Raw genomic sequence first — 15,748 nt, 5'->3', positions numbered from 1 at the left:
GCATGAGTGGCCTGCTCTGCTATTGCCGCAGCGGCTTCGAGCCCGAGCTTGCAGCCGAGCTTGGCGAGCGCGCCGCGGCGGCCGGCCACCACGGCTATGCGGCCACCGAACGTGGAACCGGCTTCGTGCGCTTCCTCGCGCCCGGCGACGATGCCGCCGCGCTGTCGCGCGCGCTGCCCTGGCGCTCGCTGGTGTTCGCGCGCCAGAAACTGGTGATCGTGGAAGAACTCCAGGGCCTCGACACCGCGGACCGCGTGGCGCCCGTGCTCGCGGCCCTGCATCGGCACGTCGACGCTGCACCCGTTGGCCGCGGCCCGGCCTTCGGCATGCTCGTGGTCGAGCACCCCGACAGCGACGAGGCGCGACCGCTCGCCGGCCTGGCGCGCGCATTCGGCAACGCCCTGCGTCCGGCGCTGCGCAAGGCAGGCTTTCTGGCGACCACCGACGACACGCGCCGCCCGCGCCTGCACGTCTGCCTGCTGGCGGGCGACCACCTGCTGCTCGCGACCGCCGCTCCCGCGGATTCTTCCCCCTGGCCGATGGGCGTGCCGCGCCTGCGCATCCATCGCGACGCGCCCTCGCGCTCGGCACTGAAGCTCGAGGAAGCCTTCCTCACCCTGCTCGACCAGGACGAGCGCACGCGCCTGCTGCGCCCGGGCATGGCCGCCGCCGACCTCGGGGCGGCCCCGGGTGGCTGGACATGGGTGCTGCAGCGCGCCGGCGTGCAGGTCATCGCCGTCGACAACGGCCCGCTGCGCCAGCACGTGCTCGACGGCGGCGGGGTCGAGCACCTGCGCGACGACGGCTTTCGCTGGCAGCCGTCACGGCCGCTGGACTGGATGGTCTGCGACATGGTCGAACAGCCGCGGCGCGTGGCTTCGCGCATGGCGACCTGGTTCCGCGAGGGCTGGTGCCGGCAGGCGGTGTTCAACCTCAAGCTCCCGATGAAGAAGCGCTGGCTCGAAACCTCGCTCTGCCTGGACCTCTTCAATCGTGAAGCGCAGCGGCCGCTGGAACTGCGCGCGCGGCAGCTGTATCACGATCGCGAAGAGATCACCGTGCTCGCAATGCCGGCCGGCAGCTGAAGCGGATCCTGCGTTCAGCGCGCAGCAGGGCAACCCTGACCGCCGCTTCATGGGGCAAGGACTAGCGTGGCGTCCGATCACTTCGTGAGGACACCGCCATGAATCCGCTCAAGACCACGCATTCCCTCGGCCTGGCCCTGCTCGCCTGCTGCGGGCTCGGCGCCAGCGGACCCCTGATGGCCCAGGCCGCGGGTACCGCGGACGTGCAGGCGCGCAGCCAGGTCAATACGCAGTCCGCATTCCAGGATGCCCGCGCCGCCGACCAGGACGCGCGGGCTGCCCGAGAGGCCGCGGAGCAGGCGGCCGCGGAGCGACGCGCCGGCGCGCTTACTCCTCGCGGCCAGGCACAGGCCGAATACAGCGCGTGGGAGGCCGACCAGGCGTCGCGCCGTGCCGAGCGCGCTGCCCATGAAGCCAAGCGTGCGGCCAACCAGACAGGCGCAGCATCCACTGCGGCCCAAGGCGGCTACGCCTTGCCCAACGAAACCCTGGTGCAGTCCCACAACGCCGCCGGCAACGCCAGCGCGGCCAGCAGTGCGGCGCGCCAGGCGGCGCTCGATGCCCAGATGGCTGCAGAGACCGCCCGCGTGGCCACCAATGCGCCGCCGACGCCACCCGCGCCGCCCGCAACGCCGCTGCATACCTACCCCAGCGTGGCGCAGGTGACGGTCACCTCCAGCCCGCCTGATTCGGTGGTCGGTGCGTACCGGATCGACATGGCGGCGCTCGACACCAATGGTGATGGCCGCCTGAGCGGTGCCGAAGCCCGTGCGAACCCCACGCTCAGCGCCGAGTTCGCGGCCGTCGACAACAACGGCGACGGCGTGCTCGATACGCAGGAACTCAGGGGTTGGATGCGCTGAGCGGTCGGCGCCCGGCGGGTGTCAGATCCCCGCCGCGTGCCGCCACAGAGCCCCAGCCAACGGCGGCAGCCGCCCGGCCAGCCCCAGCGCGTGCCCGCGCAGCAGCACCGCGGCAGGCGAATCGCTGGTGTAGGCGCGGTTGATTCCATCGAAGGTGCGCGCGGCCAGCGTGGCCTCGCTCCGGCGCACGCGCGCCCAGCGCGCGATCCGTTGCGGCGTATCCCACGCCTGGCGGCGGGCCTGCGCAGCCATGATGGATTCGCGCAGCGCGGCGACGTCCCGCAGGCCGACGTTCACCCCCTGCCCCGCCAGCGGATGCATCACGTGGGCGGCATCGCCCAGCAGCAGCACCCGGCCCGACGAATACCGCTGCGCCAGCTGCAGGCGCAGGGGGAAGGCGGCGCGCGGCGAACGGGGCTCGACCCGGCCAAGCCGCCGGTCGAAGGCACGGGCCAGCGCTTCGCCAAACGTCGCGTCGTCCATCGCCAGCACGGCGTCCGCTTCCGCGGTGGGCAAGGTCCACACGATCGAGCTGTTGCCGTCGGTGAAGGGCAGGACGGCGAGCGGCCCGCCGGGCAGGAAGCGCTGCCACGCCGTGGCCTCGTGCCCCAGCTCCGTGCGCACATAGCCGACCACGCCGGACTGGTCGTAGCCATGGCCATCGACAGCGATGCCGGCCAGCTGCCGCAGCGTCGACCCGGCGCCGTCGGCGGCGAGCGCGATGCGCGCCGACACGCGGCTGCCGTCATCCAGGCGCAGGCGCACGCCGCGCTCGTCCTGTTCCAATGCGTCCACCCGGGCGGGGCAGCGCACGTCCACGCCCGCGCCGGGCAGGCAGGCCCAGAGCCTGTCGACCAGCAGCGCGTTCTCCACGATCCAGCCGAGCTCGCGCCGCCCCACGCGGTCGGCATCGAAGGCCAGCTCGCCGCCGCCGGCCGCATCCCAGACCCGCATCCTGCGATAGGGCTGGAGCCGGGTCGCGCGGCCGTCGCGACCCGCCACGCCCGCCCAGGCGCCGATGTCGTCGAACAGCCGGGCGTTGTCGTGGGCGAAGGCGAACACGCGCAGGTCGGGCTTCGCTTCAGACCAGACGGGCGGCGCCCGGCCCTCCACCATCGTCACCGACAGGCCCAGCCGCGCCAGCGCCAGCGCCGCGGCCGCGCCGACAACGCCGCCGCCGGCAACGACGACATCGACAGTCCCGCGACTCATCGCACGGCCTCCGGGCGGCAGGCATCCGGCACGTCGCCCCGGTAACCCATCGCCCCTCCGACCAGGCCGGCCTGCAGCCCCGGCAGCGCGGCAAGCGCGACCAGTCCGGCGCTCCGGAGCAGCGAGGCACCCTGGCCGGGATTGGCCGTGAACCGCGCCAGTCCGTCTGAGAAATCGAGCGTGCGCGCGCGGTCTTCGCTGCGCCGCGCGACATAGGCCGCGAGCAGGGCGGGATCGCCCGGGTCGCCGCCGTCGCGCGCGCAGGCCGCCAGCAGCTCCGCCAGGGTCAGCGCGTCGCGCAGGCCGAGGTTGAAACCCTGCGCGCCCACCGGGTGGATGCTCTGCGCGGCGTTGCCCACCAGCACCGCGCGGGAGGCGATGGTGCCGTCCGCACGCAGCGCCACCGCCGGGTAGGCGCTGCGCGGGCCCACCGACATCAGCCGGCCGATGCGCCAGCCGAATGCCGCCTGGACCCGCGCCAGGAAGCCGGCATCGTCGAGCGCCTGCACGGCATCCGCGTCCGCCGTGGCCACGCCATGCACCAGGCCCCAGGCGCGATCGCCTCGGGGCAGCAGCGCCGTCGGACCGTCATCGCCCAGGCGCTCGTAAGCCGTGCCGTCGGGCGGTCGCGCCGCGCGCAGCCGGGCCACCATGAGCACCTGGCCGTAATCGTGGCGGGTGGCCGTGATGCCCAGTGCATCGCGCACGCCGCTGTGCATGCCGTCCGCGGCCACGACCAGGCGCGCGCACAGCCGCGCCGGTCCCTTGCCGGACAGCTCCAGGACGCGATACGCACCCTCGTCCGGTGCGAAGCCGTTGAAGCGCGTCGCACGATGCCGCGCCAGGCCGCTTACCCCGGCCAGGCGTGACTCCAGCGCTTCCCCGAAATCCCGCGCCACCACCACTTGGCCGAAGGCTGCGCGGCCATAGTCCGCCGCTTCCAGCAGAACGCGCCCGAAGTCGCCCTGCCGACTGGCGTGGATGCGGGTGATGGCGCCGGTGGGTGCGCGCAGCCGCTGCATCACGCCCAAGGCCGTGAGCGCGTTGATCGTGGCCTCGGCAAAGCTCAGGTTGCGCTCGTCGAACACCGCCGGCATCGCCGCCGCCGGTGCGGCCTCGACCATGGCCACGTCCAGTCCACTGTCTTCCAGGGCAATCGCCAGGCTGGCCCCGACCAGGCCGCCGCCGATGACCACTACGTCGTGTGTCGCCGTCATCCGGGCATGATACGGCCGCCGCGGCCCGCAGTTCGCTAGAATGGCGCGAATCCAGCACAGCCGTCGGAGCTCCACGCGAGATGAACACCAACCTGCAACGCGCCATCGTCCTGTCGCTGCTCGTGCTGCTGATGGCGGCCACGCGGAGCCACGTCTTCACCCACTTCACCCCGGTGCCGGACGCGACCTGGGCGGCGTTCTTCATCGGCGGCTTCTACCTGCGGGCCTGGGCGCGCTGGGCGTTCCCGGCGCTGATGGCACTGGCCGTGGTGATCGATTACATCGTGATCAGCGGCCAAGGGCTGAACTTCTTCGCGCATTACTGCGTCTCGCCCGGCTACTGGATGCTGGTGCCCGCGCACGCCGCGATGTGGGCCGGCGGCCACTGGCTGCGCAGCCGCCACGATGGCGCGGACTTCCGCGCGCTCGCCCGCCTGGCCGGGGTGCTGGTGCTTGCCACGGCGGCCTGCCACCTGTTCGCGCAGGGCGGGTTCTACTGGCTGTCGCCGGCGGTCGCCGAGCCGACGTTTGCCGGCTGGGCCGCCAACTACGGCCACTGGTTCGCGCCCTATCTCGGCGCCACCGCCATGTTCGTGGCCGCGGCCGCGCTGGCCCAGGTGGTGTCCGAGTCCGTGGCCCGCAATGCCGGCCCCGCGCGGCAGCGCGGCAAGCGCTGACCCCGATGGGCAACCGCCTTTCGAAGATCTACACGCGCACCGGCGATGACGGCAGCACCGGCCTGGGGGATGGCAGCCGCACAGGCAAGGACTCGCTGCGGGTCGAGGCCTACGGCACCGTCGACGAAGCCAATTCAACCATCGGCCTGGTGCTCGCCGCCGACCTGCCCGACGCCATCCGCAGCCTGCTGACCTCCATCCAGCACCAGCTGTTCGACCTGGGCGGCGAGCTCTGCATCCCGGGCCACGCCGCCATCGATGACGACGACGTCACCCGGCTCGAGCAGCACCTCGACCATTACAACGCCGACCTGCCGCCGCTGAAGGAGTTCATCCTTCCCGGCGGCGGCGAAGCCGCGGCGCGCTGCCATATCGCGCGCACCGTGGTCCGTCGCGCCGAGCGCTGCGCGGTGGCCCTGGCCCGCGTCGAAGACGTGCGCCCGCAGCCCGTGCGCTACCTCAACCGCCTGTCCGACCTGCTGTTCGTGCTCTGCCGGGTGCTGGCGCGCGAGGGCGGCCACGGCGAAGTCATCTGGCAGCACGAGCGCCGCCGGAGCTGAGCGCGGGCATGGGCGCGAAGCGGCTGGCAGTCTTCACCCACGCCGCGTGCTTCGCGCATGACACCGGCCCCGGCCACGTCGAGGCCCCCGCGCGCCTTGGCGCCGTCGTGACCGCGCTTCGCGACCATGTTCCCGGGCTCGACTGGCGCGAAGCCCCGCGGGCCACGCGCGGCCAGCTGCTGCGCGTGCACGAGCCCCTGCTACTGCACGCGGTGCTCGAGGCCGAGCCGGACCATCTGATGCAGCTCGATCCCGACACCGTGCTTTCGCCCGGCTCCCCGGAAGCGGCGCTGCGCGCGGCCGGCGCCGTAGTCGCGGCGGTGGACCTGGTCATGGCCGGCGAGTCGGAGGTCGCGTTCTGCGCGGTGCGCCCCCCCGGCCACCACGCCACGCCCGCGCATGCCATGGGCTTCTGCCTGTTCAACAACGTCGCCGTGGGCGCGGCGCATGCACTCGACCGCCATGGCCTGTCGCGGGTGGCGGTCATCGATTTCGACATCCACCACGGCAACGGCACCCAGGCGATCTTCGCCGACGAGCCGCGCGTGCTCTATGCCAGCGCCCACGAGATGCCGCTGTTCCCGGACACCGGCCACCCCCGTGACCGCGGCCAAGGCAACATCCACAACGCCGCACTGCGGGCGGGCAGCGGCAGCCATCGTTTCCGCGAGGCCTGGCGCGAACGCCTGCTGCCGGCGATCGATGCCTTCGAGCCCCAGCTGTTGCTGGTCTCGGCCGGCTTCGACGGCCACCGCGCCGACCCGGTCGCCCACGTCGAACTGGAGGCCGACGACTTCGCCTGGCTGACGGGCGAACTGGCCGCCATTGCTGCGCGCCACGCCGGCGGCCGCATGGTCTCGGTGCTCGAGGGCGGTTACGACCTTGCTGCGCTCGCCGAGTGCAGCATCGCCCATGTCCACGCCCTGGGTACCCGCGCCACGGGCTGAGGCGTTCACGGTCCGTGCATTGCCGCTGCCCGGGCGATGCGGCAAGCTGTCCGCCGCCCTCTCCCCCATCGGAATCCTGCGTGCGCCAAGCCCTCCGCCTGCTCCCGCTGCCGCTGTGCATCGCCTGCGCTCTGGCGGCACACCATCCGGCCGCGATGGCCGACGATGACATCGAGCCGGACTGGAGCCTGTGCCCGATCGTGGAATCGGTGCCGGGGTTTGCCGATGCCCAGCCGCCCACGGGCACCCCTGCCGACCGCGCTTCCCAGCCCACCGACATCGCGGGTGACAACCTCGCCGGCGTCGACGGCGAGAACATCGAGTACTCCGGCAACGTGACCCTGCGCCGCGGCGACCAGTTCCTCGGCGCCGACAACATCGAATACAACAGTGATACGTCCACCTACGTCGCCACCGGCAGCGTCCGCTACCAGGACTCCGGCATGCGCCTGGTGGCCGAGCACCTGGAAGGCGACCAGGAAGCCGACACGCACCGGGTCGACAAGGTCAGCTACCAGCTGACCGAGCGCCGCGGCAACGGCGGCGCCGAGCGCATCGAGATGAAGGGTGCGCAGGGCGCGCTCTACGGCTCGACCTATTCCACATGCGCACGCGACGACCGCTGGTGGGAGCTGCGCGCCGAACGCATCGACATCGACAACGACAAGGGCGAGGGCATCGCCCGCGGCGCCACCCTGCGCGTGGGCAAGGTCCCGGTTCTGTACGTGCCGATCTTCGCCTTCCCCACCGACAACCGCCGACGCACGGGCCTGCTCTATCCGAGCATTTCCTATTCCAGCCGCAACGGTTTCGACTGGCGCCAGCCGATCTACATCAACCTGGCGCCGCACTACGACATGACGCTGGAACCGCGCCTGATGACCAAGCGCGGCTTGCTGCTGGGCACCGAGTTCCGCTACCGCACCAACGGCGGCGCCGGCGTCTTCGACATCGAGGTGCTGCCCTCCGACCGGCTCGCGCGCGATGGTCGCGCGGAAGAGCTGGCCGATGAGTCCATCCCCGCGGAGAACCGCCGCAAGGACGACCGCGGCATGTTCCGCTTCAACGGCCACCAGAACATCAATCGCCATTGGCAGGCGCGCACCAACCTGGCCTGGGCGAGCGACCCGCGCTACATCGAGGACTCGAGCAGCAATCTCAACGGCCGCACGAACTTCTCGATCAAGAGCGATATCGGCATCTATGGCCGCGCCCGCACATGGGACGCGGGGATCATGGCCGACTACTGGCAGCTGGGCGATTACACCCAGAGCGATGCCATCCTTCCCTATCACCGCCTGCCGCGAGCGTACGCGAACTGGGAAGACGATTTCGCGGGCCTGTTCGTGGCCGGCGCCTCGATCGACGTGACCCGCTTCGAGCACGCGGACAGCCGGGCAAAGCCCGGCGGCAGCCGCCTGGACCTCAGGCCCTGGGTGTCGATGCCGCTCGAGGGCGCGGCCTGGTTCATCACCCCGACCCTGGCCTGGCGCTACACCGGGTACGAGCTCGAGGACGCACTCGCCGCGAGGCTCACCCCGGGCGCCCCGGACACGTCGCCCTCGCGCAGCCTGCCCATCAGCACGGTGGATGCCGGCGTCTACTTCGACCGCACCACCCTGTTCCGCGGCGAGTCCCACCTGCAGACGCTCGAGCCACGGCTGTTCTACGTGAACACGCCCTACCGCGACCAGTCCGCGCTGCCGCTGTTCGACACCCAGGCGATGTCGTACAGCTGGGGCCAGCTGTTCCGCGACAACCGCTTCACCGGCGCCGACCGACAGGCCGATGCCAACCAGATCACGCTTGCGCTGACCACGCGCCTGGTCAATGCCGAGTCCGGCCGCGAGAAGCTGTCGGCGAGCATCGGCCAGATCCATTACTTCGAGGACTCCCGCGTCGGCCTCAGCCCCGGTTCCCCGGTGATCCCCGAAGGCAGGTCGGCATGGATCGCCGACGCCAGCTACGAGATCAACGACCGCTGGAGCATCGGCGGCACCTACCACTGGAACCCCGCCACCAGCCAGGAAGACCTGGCCAGCGTCCGCACCCGATACCTGATCGGCGACGATGGCGTGGTCAACCTGGCCTACCGCTACCGGCGCAACGCCAACAACCAGGAGGACCTGCTGGAGCAGGTCGACTTCTCCTTCCTGTACCCGCTCAGCCCGTCCTGGAGCCTGGTCGGGCGCTATTACTACTCGCTGCTGGACAACCAGCTCCTGGAAGGCATTGCCGGCATCCAGTGGGACAGCTGCTGCATGGCCGCGCGCCTGGTGGCACGCCGCTACGTGCGGAATTTCCAGGGCGACATGAACGACGCGATCCAGCTGGAGATCGAATTCAAGGGCCTGGGCTCGGCCGGCCCTGAAACGACCAGCCGCCTGCGCCGTGCTATTCTCGGCTACCACCGCGAGGACCTGTACCTGGTGCCTCCGCCTGACGTCCGCAACGACGATGGCGACGCGCCCTCGGCCGACGTTTCCCCATGAAGAAGCTCTTCCTTTCCTTCGCTTTCCTCGCCGCGCTCTCCGCGCCCGCCCTTGCCCAGGACGTGCAGCCCATCGATGGCATCGCCGCCGTGGTCGACGAGGACGTCATCCTGCAGAGCGAGCTCGAGCGCGCGGTGCAGAACATCAAGATGCAGTACGGCGGCCGCAGCGACCAGCTCCCGCCCGAAGCGATCCTGCGCCGGCAGGTGCTGGAACGCCTGATCCTGGTGCAGCTGCAGACCGCGCGCGCGCAGTCCACCGGCGTGCGCGTCGCGGATGAAGAGCTCGACGGCGCGGTGGCCGCGGTGGCCCAGCAGAACAACATGACCCCCGACCAGCTGCGCCAGCAGCTCGCGTCGGACGGCATCTCGTTGGGCGAGTTCCGCAGCTCGCTGCGCGACGAACTGGCCATCCAGCGCCTGCGCCAGCGCTTTGCGCAGAGCACGATCACGGTCAGCGACGCCGAAGTCGACGCCGCACTGGAAAGCCAGGCCGGCGGCACCCAGTATCGCCTCGCCAACATCCTCGTCGCCCTGCCCAACGGCGCCACGCCCGAGCAGATCGCGATGGCGCAGGAAAAGATCGACGGCATCAACGCCCTGCTCGAGCGCGGCGAGATGGACTTCGCGGCGGCGGCAGTGCGCTATTCCGACAGCCCCAACGCGCTGGAAGGCGGCGACCTCGGCTGGCGCAGCACCGACGAGATCCCGGCAGCGTTCACCGCGATCGTCGGCGGCCTCCAGCCGGGCCAGGTCTTCGGGCCGGCACGTGGTCCCAGCGGTTTCCAGCTGCTGCAGCTCGTGGATGTCCGTGACGCCGCCGGCGGCAGCGGGGAGACGGTCACCCAGTACCAGGCGCGCCATATCCTCGTGCGCGGCGACGACACGGCCGCCAAGGCCCGCATCGACAGCCTCCGCGCGCAGGTCGAAGGAGCGGACTTCGGCGCCGTGGCCCGCGAGGCCTCCGACGACAGCGCCACCAAGGCCGCCGGTGGCGACCTGGGCTGGTTCGTGCACGACGCCTTCGGACCGCAGTTCGGCGAGCAGGTCGCGGCGCTGCAGGAAGGCGAGGTATCGGCGCCGTTCCGCAGCCAGGCAGGCTGGCACATCCTCCAGCGGACCGGCACCCGCCAGGCCGACGTCAACGCCGAGAACCGCCGCAACCAGGCCCGCGAGACCATCGGCCAGCGCAAGCTCGAGGACGAGTGGAACCGCTTCCTGCGCGAGATGCGCGGCGAGGCCTATATCGATATCCGTCCTGCGTCCGGGGCCGTCGGCGACAGCTGACATGCAGCGTCCACGGCTCGCGCTGGTCCCGGGTGAACCGGCCGGCGTCGGGCCGGAGTTGTGCGTCCGCGCGCTGCAGCGCAGCTGGGACGCTGAACTCGAACTCTTTGCCGATGGTGCGGCGCTGCTGTTCGCAGCCGGACGCCTCGGGCTGCCGCTGCAGCGCACGGCCGCCGACCGCATGTCCACGCCTGGCGGCGAGTTCGTCCTGCACGAGCTGCCGGCCACAGTCGCCGTCTCCCCGGGTGAACCCGCCCCCGCCAACGCCGCGTCGACCGTGGGCGCGCTCCTGGCCGCGGCTGACGCCTGTCTCGCCGGCCGCTGCCACGGCATGGTCACAGGCCCCGTGCACAAGGCCGCGATCAACGAGGGCGGCATCGCCTATACCGGCACCACCGGCCTCCTCGCCGCGCACGCCGGCTGCGAGGTGGTGATGATGCTCGCCAACCCGGCCATGCGCGTGGCGCTGGCCACGGTGCATATGCCGCTGCGCGACGTTCCGGACGCACTGACGCCCGGCCTGCTCGAGCGCACCCTGCGCATCCTGCACGCCGCCCTGCGCAGGGACTTCGGAATCGGCGATCCCGTAATCGCGGTGCTGGGCCTCAATCCCCATGCGGGCGAGGACGGCCACCTCGGCCGCGAGGAAATCGACACCGTCATCCCCGTGCTCGAGCGGCTGCGTGGCGAAGGCCTGCGACTGGAAGGTCCGCTACCAGCGGACACCGCTTTCCTGCCGGCGAAGCTCACGCGCCATGACGCGATCCTGGCGATGTACCACGACCAGGGCCTGCCGGTCCTCAAGCACGCCGGCTTCGAACAAGCGGTCAACATCAGCCTTGGCCTGCCGTATCCGCGGGTCGCGGTCGACCATGGCACCGCGTTCGACCTGGCCGGCAGCGGGCGCGCCGACCCATCGAGCCTCTTCGCCGCCATCGACACCTGCACCCGCCTTGCCGCGGCACGTGTGGCCGGGAACACTGCACCATGAACCAGCATGACGGCCACGACGGCCGCTTCCGCGAGCCCGCCAAGAAGTCGCTCGGCCAGCACTTCCTGCACGAGCGCGGCGTGGTCGACCGCATCATCCTGGCGCTCGACCCGCGTCCCGGCGACCGCGTCGTCGAGATCGGGCCCGGCCAGGGCGCGATGACCTTCCCCCTGCTCAAGCGCCATGGCGCCCTGACCGCGATCGAGTTCGACCGCGACCTGCTGGCCCCGCTGACGGTGCGCGCCCGCGAGCACGGCGAGCTCGAGCTCATCCACGCCAACGTGCTTGATGTCGACTTCACCGCGCTCGCCGCCGGCACGCCGGTGCGGCTGGTCGGCAACCTGCCCTACAACCTGTCGTCGCCGATCCTGTTCCACGCACTGGACCACGCCGCGGCCGTCCGCGACATGCACTTCATGCTGCAGAAGGAAGTGGTCGACCGCATGGCGGCCGGCCCCGGCAGCAAGGTCTACGGACGCCTCAGCGTGATGCTCCAGGCCTGGTGCCGCGTCACCGCGCTGTTCACCGTGGGCCCGGGCGCATTCAGGCCGCCACCCAGGGTCGATTCCGCCGTGGTGCGCCTGGTGCCGCGCGATCCGGCGGAGATCGGCATCGACGATCCGGCGCGCTTCGCGGCCATCGTGCGCGCCGCCTTCGGGCAGCGCCGCAAGACGCTGCGCAACGCGCTGCAGACGCTGTGCAGCGCAGACGAGATCAGCGCCGCGGGCATCGACCCGTCACAGCGTGCGGAGCAGTTGGAGGTCGTGGATTTCATCCGCCTGGCGAACGCGGTGCCTGCGCCGTAGCCCCGGTTTTCACGCCGAACGCTTACACTCACCGCATGGACGAAGCACCCGACTACACCCTGGAGATCCAGATCGCGACGCGCTTCCTGCCCGAGGAATCCGCGCCCGAAGACGACCGCTACGTCTTCGCCTACACCATCCGGATCCGCAACCTCGGCCGGCGCGCCGCGCAGCTGCTCGACCGCCACTGGCTGATCACCGACGGCAACGGCCGCGTCGAGGAAGTGCGTGGCGAAGGCGTGGTCGGCGAGCAGCCGCTCATCGAACCCGGCGACCAGTTCACCTACACCTCCGGCGCCGTGCTCGAGACCGCGGTCGGCACGATGGAAGGCAGCTACGGCATGGTCGGTGACGACGGCACGCATTTCGACGCGCCGATCCCGCCGTTCACCCTCGCCGTCCCGCGTACGCTGCACTGATATGGCGGTCTGGGCGATCGGCGACCTCCAGGGCTGCCTGGGGCCTACCGAGCGGCTGCTCGAGCGCATCGGTTTCGACCCCGCGCGCGACCGCCTGTGGTTCTGCGGCGACCTGGTCAACCGCGGCGGCGAGTCGCTGGAGACGCTGCGCCTGGTCCACTCCCTGCGCGGGAGTGCGGTCAGCGTGCTCGGCAACCATGACCTGTCGCTGCTGGCCATCGCCGAACGCCGCGAAGCCGATCAGCGCAAGGTCAATCCCGACCTGCAGCGCGTCCTCTTCGCGCCCGATCGTGACGAACTGCTGGACTGGCTGCGCACGCAGCCGCTGGTGCACGCCGACCGCAACCTGGGCTGGATGATGGTGCACGCCGGCCTGGCGCCGAAGTGGACCGCCGACGACGCCCTGGCCATGGCCGGCGAAGTGGAGCGCGTGCTGCAGGGAAGCAACCGCCAGGGGCTGCTGCGCAACATGTACGGAGATCGCCCGGCCTGGTCCAGCGGCCTGCGCGGCACCGACCGCCAGCGCGCGATCATCAACATCTTCACCCGCATGCGCTACTGCAGCCCGCGCGGGCGCATCGCGTTCGAGGAAAAAGGCGCGCCGGGCACGCAGCAGCCGGGGCTTTATCCCTGGTATGCGGTTCCCGGACGGGTCGAGCGCGGCCTGAAACTGGTGTGCGGGCACTGGTCGTCGCTGGGGCTGTTCATCGGCCACGGCGTGCATGCCATCGACACCGGCGCGGTCTGGGGCGGCAAGCTCACCGCGCTGCGCCTGGACTCCGAGGAGCTGCAGGTGGTGCAGGTTCCGGGTCGCCCGCAGCCGGACCAGGGTCCAGCCTGAAGCGACAGCGACCCGGTGATCGCTTCGACGCAGGCAACAAGGTCGAACCCCGGACATCAGGCGCGCCCGTCAGAGCCTGCGGTACTCCACGAACTCGAAGGCAAAGGCGTGGCGCTCGTCGGCCGGGTGGTGCTCGCTGGAAACCCGGCGCCAGCCATCCCGCGGGACGCCAGGGAAGAACGCGTCGGCGCCGTCTACGGTGGTGTCGACGTGCGTCAGCTGCAGCACCGAGGCTCGCGGCAGCGCCAGCGCATAGACCTCGGCACCACCGATCACGCACAGCTCGCCGGCAGCCGCCGCCAGCGCACAGGCCTGGTCCAGCGATGACACCGCCTCCATTCCGGGAAACGGCACCCGGCCGCTGCGCGTGAGCACCAGGTTGCGCCGCTTCGGCAGCGCCCGGCCCAGCGACTCGGCCGTCCTGCGTCCCATCAGCACAGGCTTGCCCAGGGTCAGCGCCTTGAACCGCGCGAGATCGTCGGGCAAGCGCCAGGGCAGGTCGTTGTCACGCCCGATGGCCAGCCTGCGGTCGACCGCCGCCACCATCGTGACCAGCGGCGCGCTGTCATGGCCGGCCATGCGGCTCAGACCGCGACCGGCGCCTTGATCGCCGGCAGCGGGTCGTAGCCTTCGATGGCGATGTCGTCGTAGGTGAAATCGAAGACATCGTCGATGGCCGGGTTCAGCGCCAGCGTCGGCAGCGGCCGCGGCTCGCGCGCGAGCTGTTCGCGCGCCTGCGCGTAGTGGTTCGAGTACAGGTGGGCATCGCCCAGCGTGTGCACGAAGTCGCCCACGCCCAGTCCGCAGGCCTGCGCCACCATGTGCGTGAGCAGGGCGTAGCTTGCGATGTTGAAGGGCACGCCAAGGAAGATGTCACCGCTGCGCTGGTAGAGCTGGCAGCTCAGCCGGCCCTCGACCACGTAGAACTGGAACAGCGCATGGCAGGGCTGCAGTGCCATGGCCGGCAGGTCGGCGACGTTCCAGGCGCTCACCACCAGGCGGCGCGAGTCCGGATTGCGGCGGATCTCGTCGATCACCCAGCGGATCTGGTCGATCTCGCCGCCGCGGCCGTCGGCCCAGCGCCGCCACTGCTTGCCGTAGACCGGTCCAAGCTCACCGTCGGCGTCGGCCCATTCGTCCCAGATCGTGACCTTGTTGTCGCGCAGGTACGCGGTGCTGGTTTCACCCCTCAGGAACCACAGCAGCTCGTGGACGATCGAGCGCAGGTGCAGCTTCTTGGTGGTGACCAGCGGGAAGCCGTCGTTGAGGTCGAAGCGCATCTGCCAGCCGAAAACGCTGCGCGTGCCGGTGCCGGTGCGGTCGGCCTTTTCGGTGCCGTGCTCGAGCACGTGGCCAAGGAGATCGAGGTACTGCCGCATGCATCAGGCTCCGTCGGGATGGCAGGTCGTTGCCGGTCGCGGCTGCGGCCGTGGCTACGGCTTGTCGGCGGCGGCCGGCGGCGCGGGCTGCAGGGTCGGCGACCGCCGCGCCAGCCACAGCCAGTACAGGCCAATCAGCAGCAGCGGCGTGCTCAGCACCTGCCCCATCGTCAGCCAGCCGAACGCAAGATAGCCGATGTGGGCGTCGGGCTCCCGCACGAACTCGACCAGGAAGCGGAACGCGCCGTACAGCAGCGCGAACACGCCGGCGACGGCATAGCGCGGCCGCGGCCTGCGCGAGAACCACCACAGCACGGTGAACATCGCCACGCCCTCCAGGAACGCCTGGTAGAGCTGCGAAGGATGGCGCGCATAGGGCTCCAATTGCCCCGCCTGGTGCAGCACGCGCAGCGCGGCGTCATCCAGGTACGCCAGGTCCGAGGGCAGCGCGCTGCGGAACACCGTGGCCCAAGGCAGGTCGGTGGGCTTGCCCCAGAGCTCGCCGCCGATCCAGTTGCCGATGCGGCCGAAGCCCAGGCCGAGCGGCACCAGCGGCGCCACGAAATCCATCGTGTCGAAGAAGTGCAGCCGGCGCGCACGCGACCAAAGCCAGCTCGCCAGCAGCACGCCAAGCAGGCCGCCATGGAAGCTCATCCCGCCTTCCCAGACCCGCACCAGCATCAGCGGGTTGGCCAGGAAATCGCCGAAGGAATAGAACAGCACGTAGCCGATGCGACCGCCCAGCACGACGCCGAGCATGCCGTAGAACATCAGGTCGCCGAAGCCGGCGTCGTCGACGCCAGGCAGCCGGCCGGCACGGATCCGCGACCGCCCCAGCAGCCAGGCGCTGACGAAGGCCAGCGCATACATGAGCCCATACCAGTGCACTCCCGGCGCGAAGGTCCGTCCGAACAGCTCAAACGCCGGGGCCTGGACCGCGACCGGGTCGACCAGGTGCAGCAGGCTCATGCCG

General features: G+C 71.0%; 15 protein-coding genes and 1 pseudogene. 11 read left to right on the top strand and 5 right to left on the bottom strand.

What is annotated here, in order from left to right; translation table 11 throughout:
* Positions 1 to 2 precede the first annotated feature (2 nt).
* Positions 3 to 1,085 carry a 23S rRNA (cytidine(2498)-2'-O)-methyltransferase RlmM gene (rlmM, locus tag ACW5E8_RS09270; RefSeq protein ID WP_456965154.1) on the top strand — a complete coding sequence of 361 codons (1,083 nt, stop codon included), beginning with the start codon at positions 3 to 5 and terminating at the stop codon, positions 1,083 to 1,085.
* A gap of 98 nt (positions 1,086 to 1,183) precedes the next feature.
* Positions 1,184 to 1,948 (top strand): hypothetical protein, encoded by a 765-nt coding sequence (locus ACW5E8_RS09265; RefSeq protein ID WP_456965153.1) that lies wholly within the window; start codon positions 1,184 to 1,186, stop codon positions 1,946 to 1,948.
* Between the two features lie 21 nt (positions 1,949 to 1,969).
* Here ACW5E8_RS09265 and ACW5E8_RS09260 read toward each other — a convergent pair whose 3' ends face one another.
* Together ACW5E8_RS09260 and ubiH are read right to left on the bottom strand one after the other, a co-directional pair.
* Positions 1,970 to 3,160 carry an FAD-dependent oxidoreductase gene (locus ACW5E8_RS09260; RefSeq protein ID WP_456965152.1) on the bottom strand — a complete coding sequence of 397 codons (1,191 nt, stop codon included), beginning with the start codon at positions 3,158 to 3,160 and terminating at the stop codon, positions 1,970 to 1,972.
* On the bottom strand, positions 3,157 to 4,377 hold the full coding sequence (ubiH, locus tag ACW5E8_RS09255; RefSeq protein ID WP_456965151.1) for a 2-octaprenyl-6-methoxyphenyl hydroxylase: 1,221 nt from the start codon (positions 4,375 to 4,377) through the stop codon (positions 3,157 to 3,159). The genes ACW5E8_RS09260 and ubiH overlap by 4 nt, the downstream gene beginning before the upstream one ends.
* Before the next feature lie 80 nt (positions 4,378 to 4,457).
* Here ubiH and ACW5E8_RS09250 point away from each other — a divergent pair, with 80 nt between their 5' ends.
* The 9 genes and pseudogenes from ACW5E8_RS09250 to ACW5E8_RS09210 all read left to right on the top strand — a co-directional run.
* Positions 4,458 to 5,054: a hypothetical protein gene (locus tag ACW5E8_RS09250; RefSeq protein ID WP_456965150.1), complete on the top strand. Its 597-nt coding sequence runs from the start codon at positions 4,458 to 4,460 to the stop codon at positions 5,052 to 5,054.
* A gap of 5 nt (positions 5,055 to 5,059) precedes the next feature.
* Positions 5,060 to 5,614, top strand: a complete 555-nt coding sequence (locus ACW5E8_RS09245; RefSeq protein ID WP_456965149.1) for a cob(I)yrinic acid a,c-diamide adenosyltransferase — start codon at positions 5,060 to 5,062, stop codon at positions 5,612 to 5,614.
* 23 nt (positions 5,615 to 5,637) lie between these two features.
* The gene (locus ACW5E8_RS09240) at positions 5,638 to 6,561 is read left to right on the top strand and encodes a histone deacetylase family protein (protein ID WP_456965285.1); all 924 of its coding nucleotides are present in this window, start codon (positions 5,638 to 5,640) and stop codon (positions 6,559 to 6,561) included.
* Between the two features lie 80 nt (positions 6,562 to 6,641).
* Complete coding sequence (lptD, locus tag ACW5E8_RS09235) at positions 6,642 to 9,053, top strand: LPS assembly protein LptD (RefSeq protein ID WP_456965148.1); 2,412 nt, start codon at positions 6,642 to 6,644, stop codon at positions 9,051 to 9,053.
* Complete coding sequence (locus ACW5E8_RS09230) at positions 9,050 to 10,339, top strand: peptidylprolyl isomerase (RefSeq protein WP_456965147.1); 1,290 nt, start codon at positions 9,050 to 9,052, stop codon at positions 10,337 to 10,339. The genes lptD and ACW5E8_RS09230 overlap by 4 nt, the downstream gene beginning before the upstream one ends.
* Position 10,340: 1 nt before the next feature.
* Positions 10,341 to 11,330 carry a 4-hydroxythreonine-4-phosphate dehydrogenase PdxA gene (pdxA, locus tag ACW5E8_RS09225; protein WP_456965146.1) on the top strand — a complete coding sequence of 330 codons (990 nt, stop codon included), beginning with the start codon at positions 10,341 to 10,343 and terminating at the stop codon, positions 11,328 to 11,330.
* A complete protein-coding gene (gene rsmA, locus ACW5E8_RS09220) occupies positions 11,327 to 12,136 on the top strand; it encodes a 16S rRNA (adenine(1518)-N(6)/adenine(1519)-N(6))-dimethyltransferase RsmA (protein ID WP_456965145.1) in 810 nt (269 codons plus the stop codon). Before pdxA ends, rsmA begins: the two co-directional genes overlap by 4 nt.
* 35 nt (positions 12,137 to 12,171) lie before the next feature.
* Complete coding sequence (gene apaG, locus ACW5E8_RS09215) at positions 12,172 to 12,555, top strand: Co2+/Mg2+ efflux protein ApaG (protein WP_456965144.1); 384 nt, start codon at positions 12,172 to 12,174, stop codon at positions 12,553 to 12,555.
* Between the two features lies 1 nt (position 12,556).
* Positions 12,557 to 13,393: pseudogene (locus ACW5E8_RS09210) on the top strand (symmetrical bis(5'-nucleosyl)-tetraphosphatase); the annotation flags it as partial.
* Between the two features lie 72 nt (positions 13,394 to 13,465).
* On the opposite strand, the gene ACW5E8_RS09205 reads toward ACW5E8_RS09210, so the two are convergent.
* Genes ACW5E8_RS09205 through lgt form a run of 3 tightly spaced genes read right to left on the bottom strand, consistent with a single transcriptional unit; the run spans position 13,466 to position 15,744 of the window.
* Entirely contained in the window at positions 13,466 to 13,942 is a 477-nt protein-coding gene (locus ACW5E8_RS09205) for a dihydrofolate reductase (RefSeq protein WP_456965284.1), read from the bottom strand.
* Positions 13,943 to 13,980: 38 nt separating this feature from the next.
* On the bottom strand, positions 13,981 to 14,775 hold the full coding sequence (locus ACW5E8_RS09200; protein ID WP_456965143.1) for a thymidylate synthase: 795 nt from the start codon (positions 14,773 to 14,775) through the stop codon (positions 13,981 to 13,983).
* Between the two features lie 54 nt (positions 14,776 to 14,829).
* Complete coding sequence (gene lgt / locus ACW5E8_RS09195; RefSeq protein WP_456965142.1) at positions 14,830 to 15,744, bottom strand: prolipoprotein diacylglyceryl transferase; 915 nt, start codon at positions 15,742 to 15,744, stop codon at positions 14,830 to 14,832.
* Positions 15,745 to 15,748 lie beyond the last annotated feature (4 nt).

This window comes from Luteimonas sp. A649 (assembly GCF_054072735.1).
Note: the sequence above shows the minus strand (reverse complement) of the source record. Positions and strands in the feature narration are given on the sequence as shown.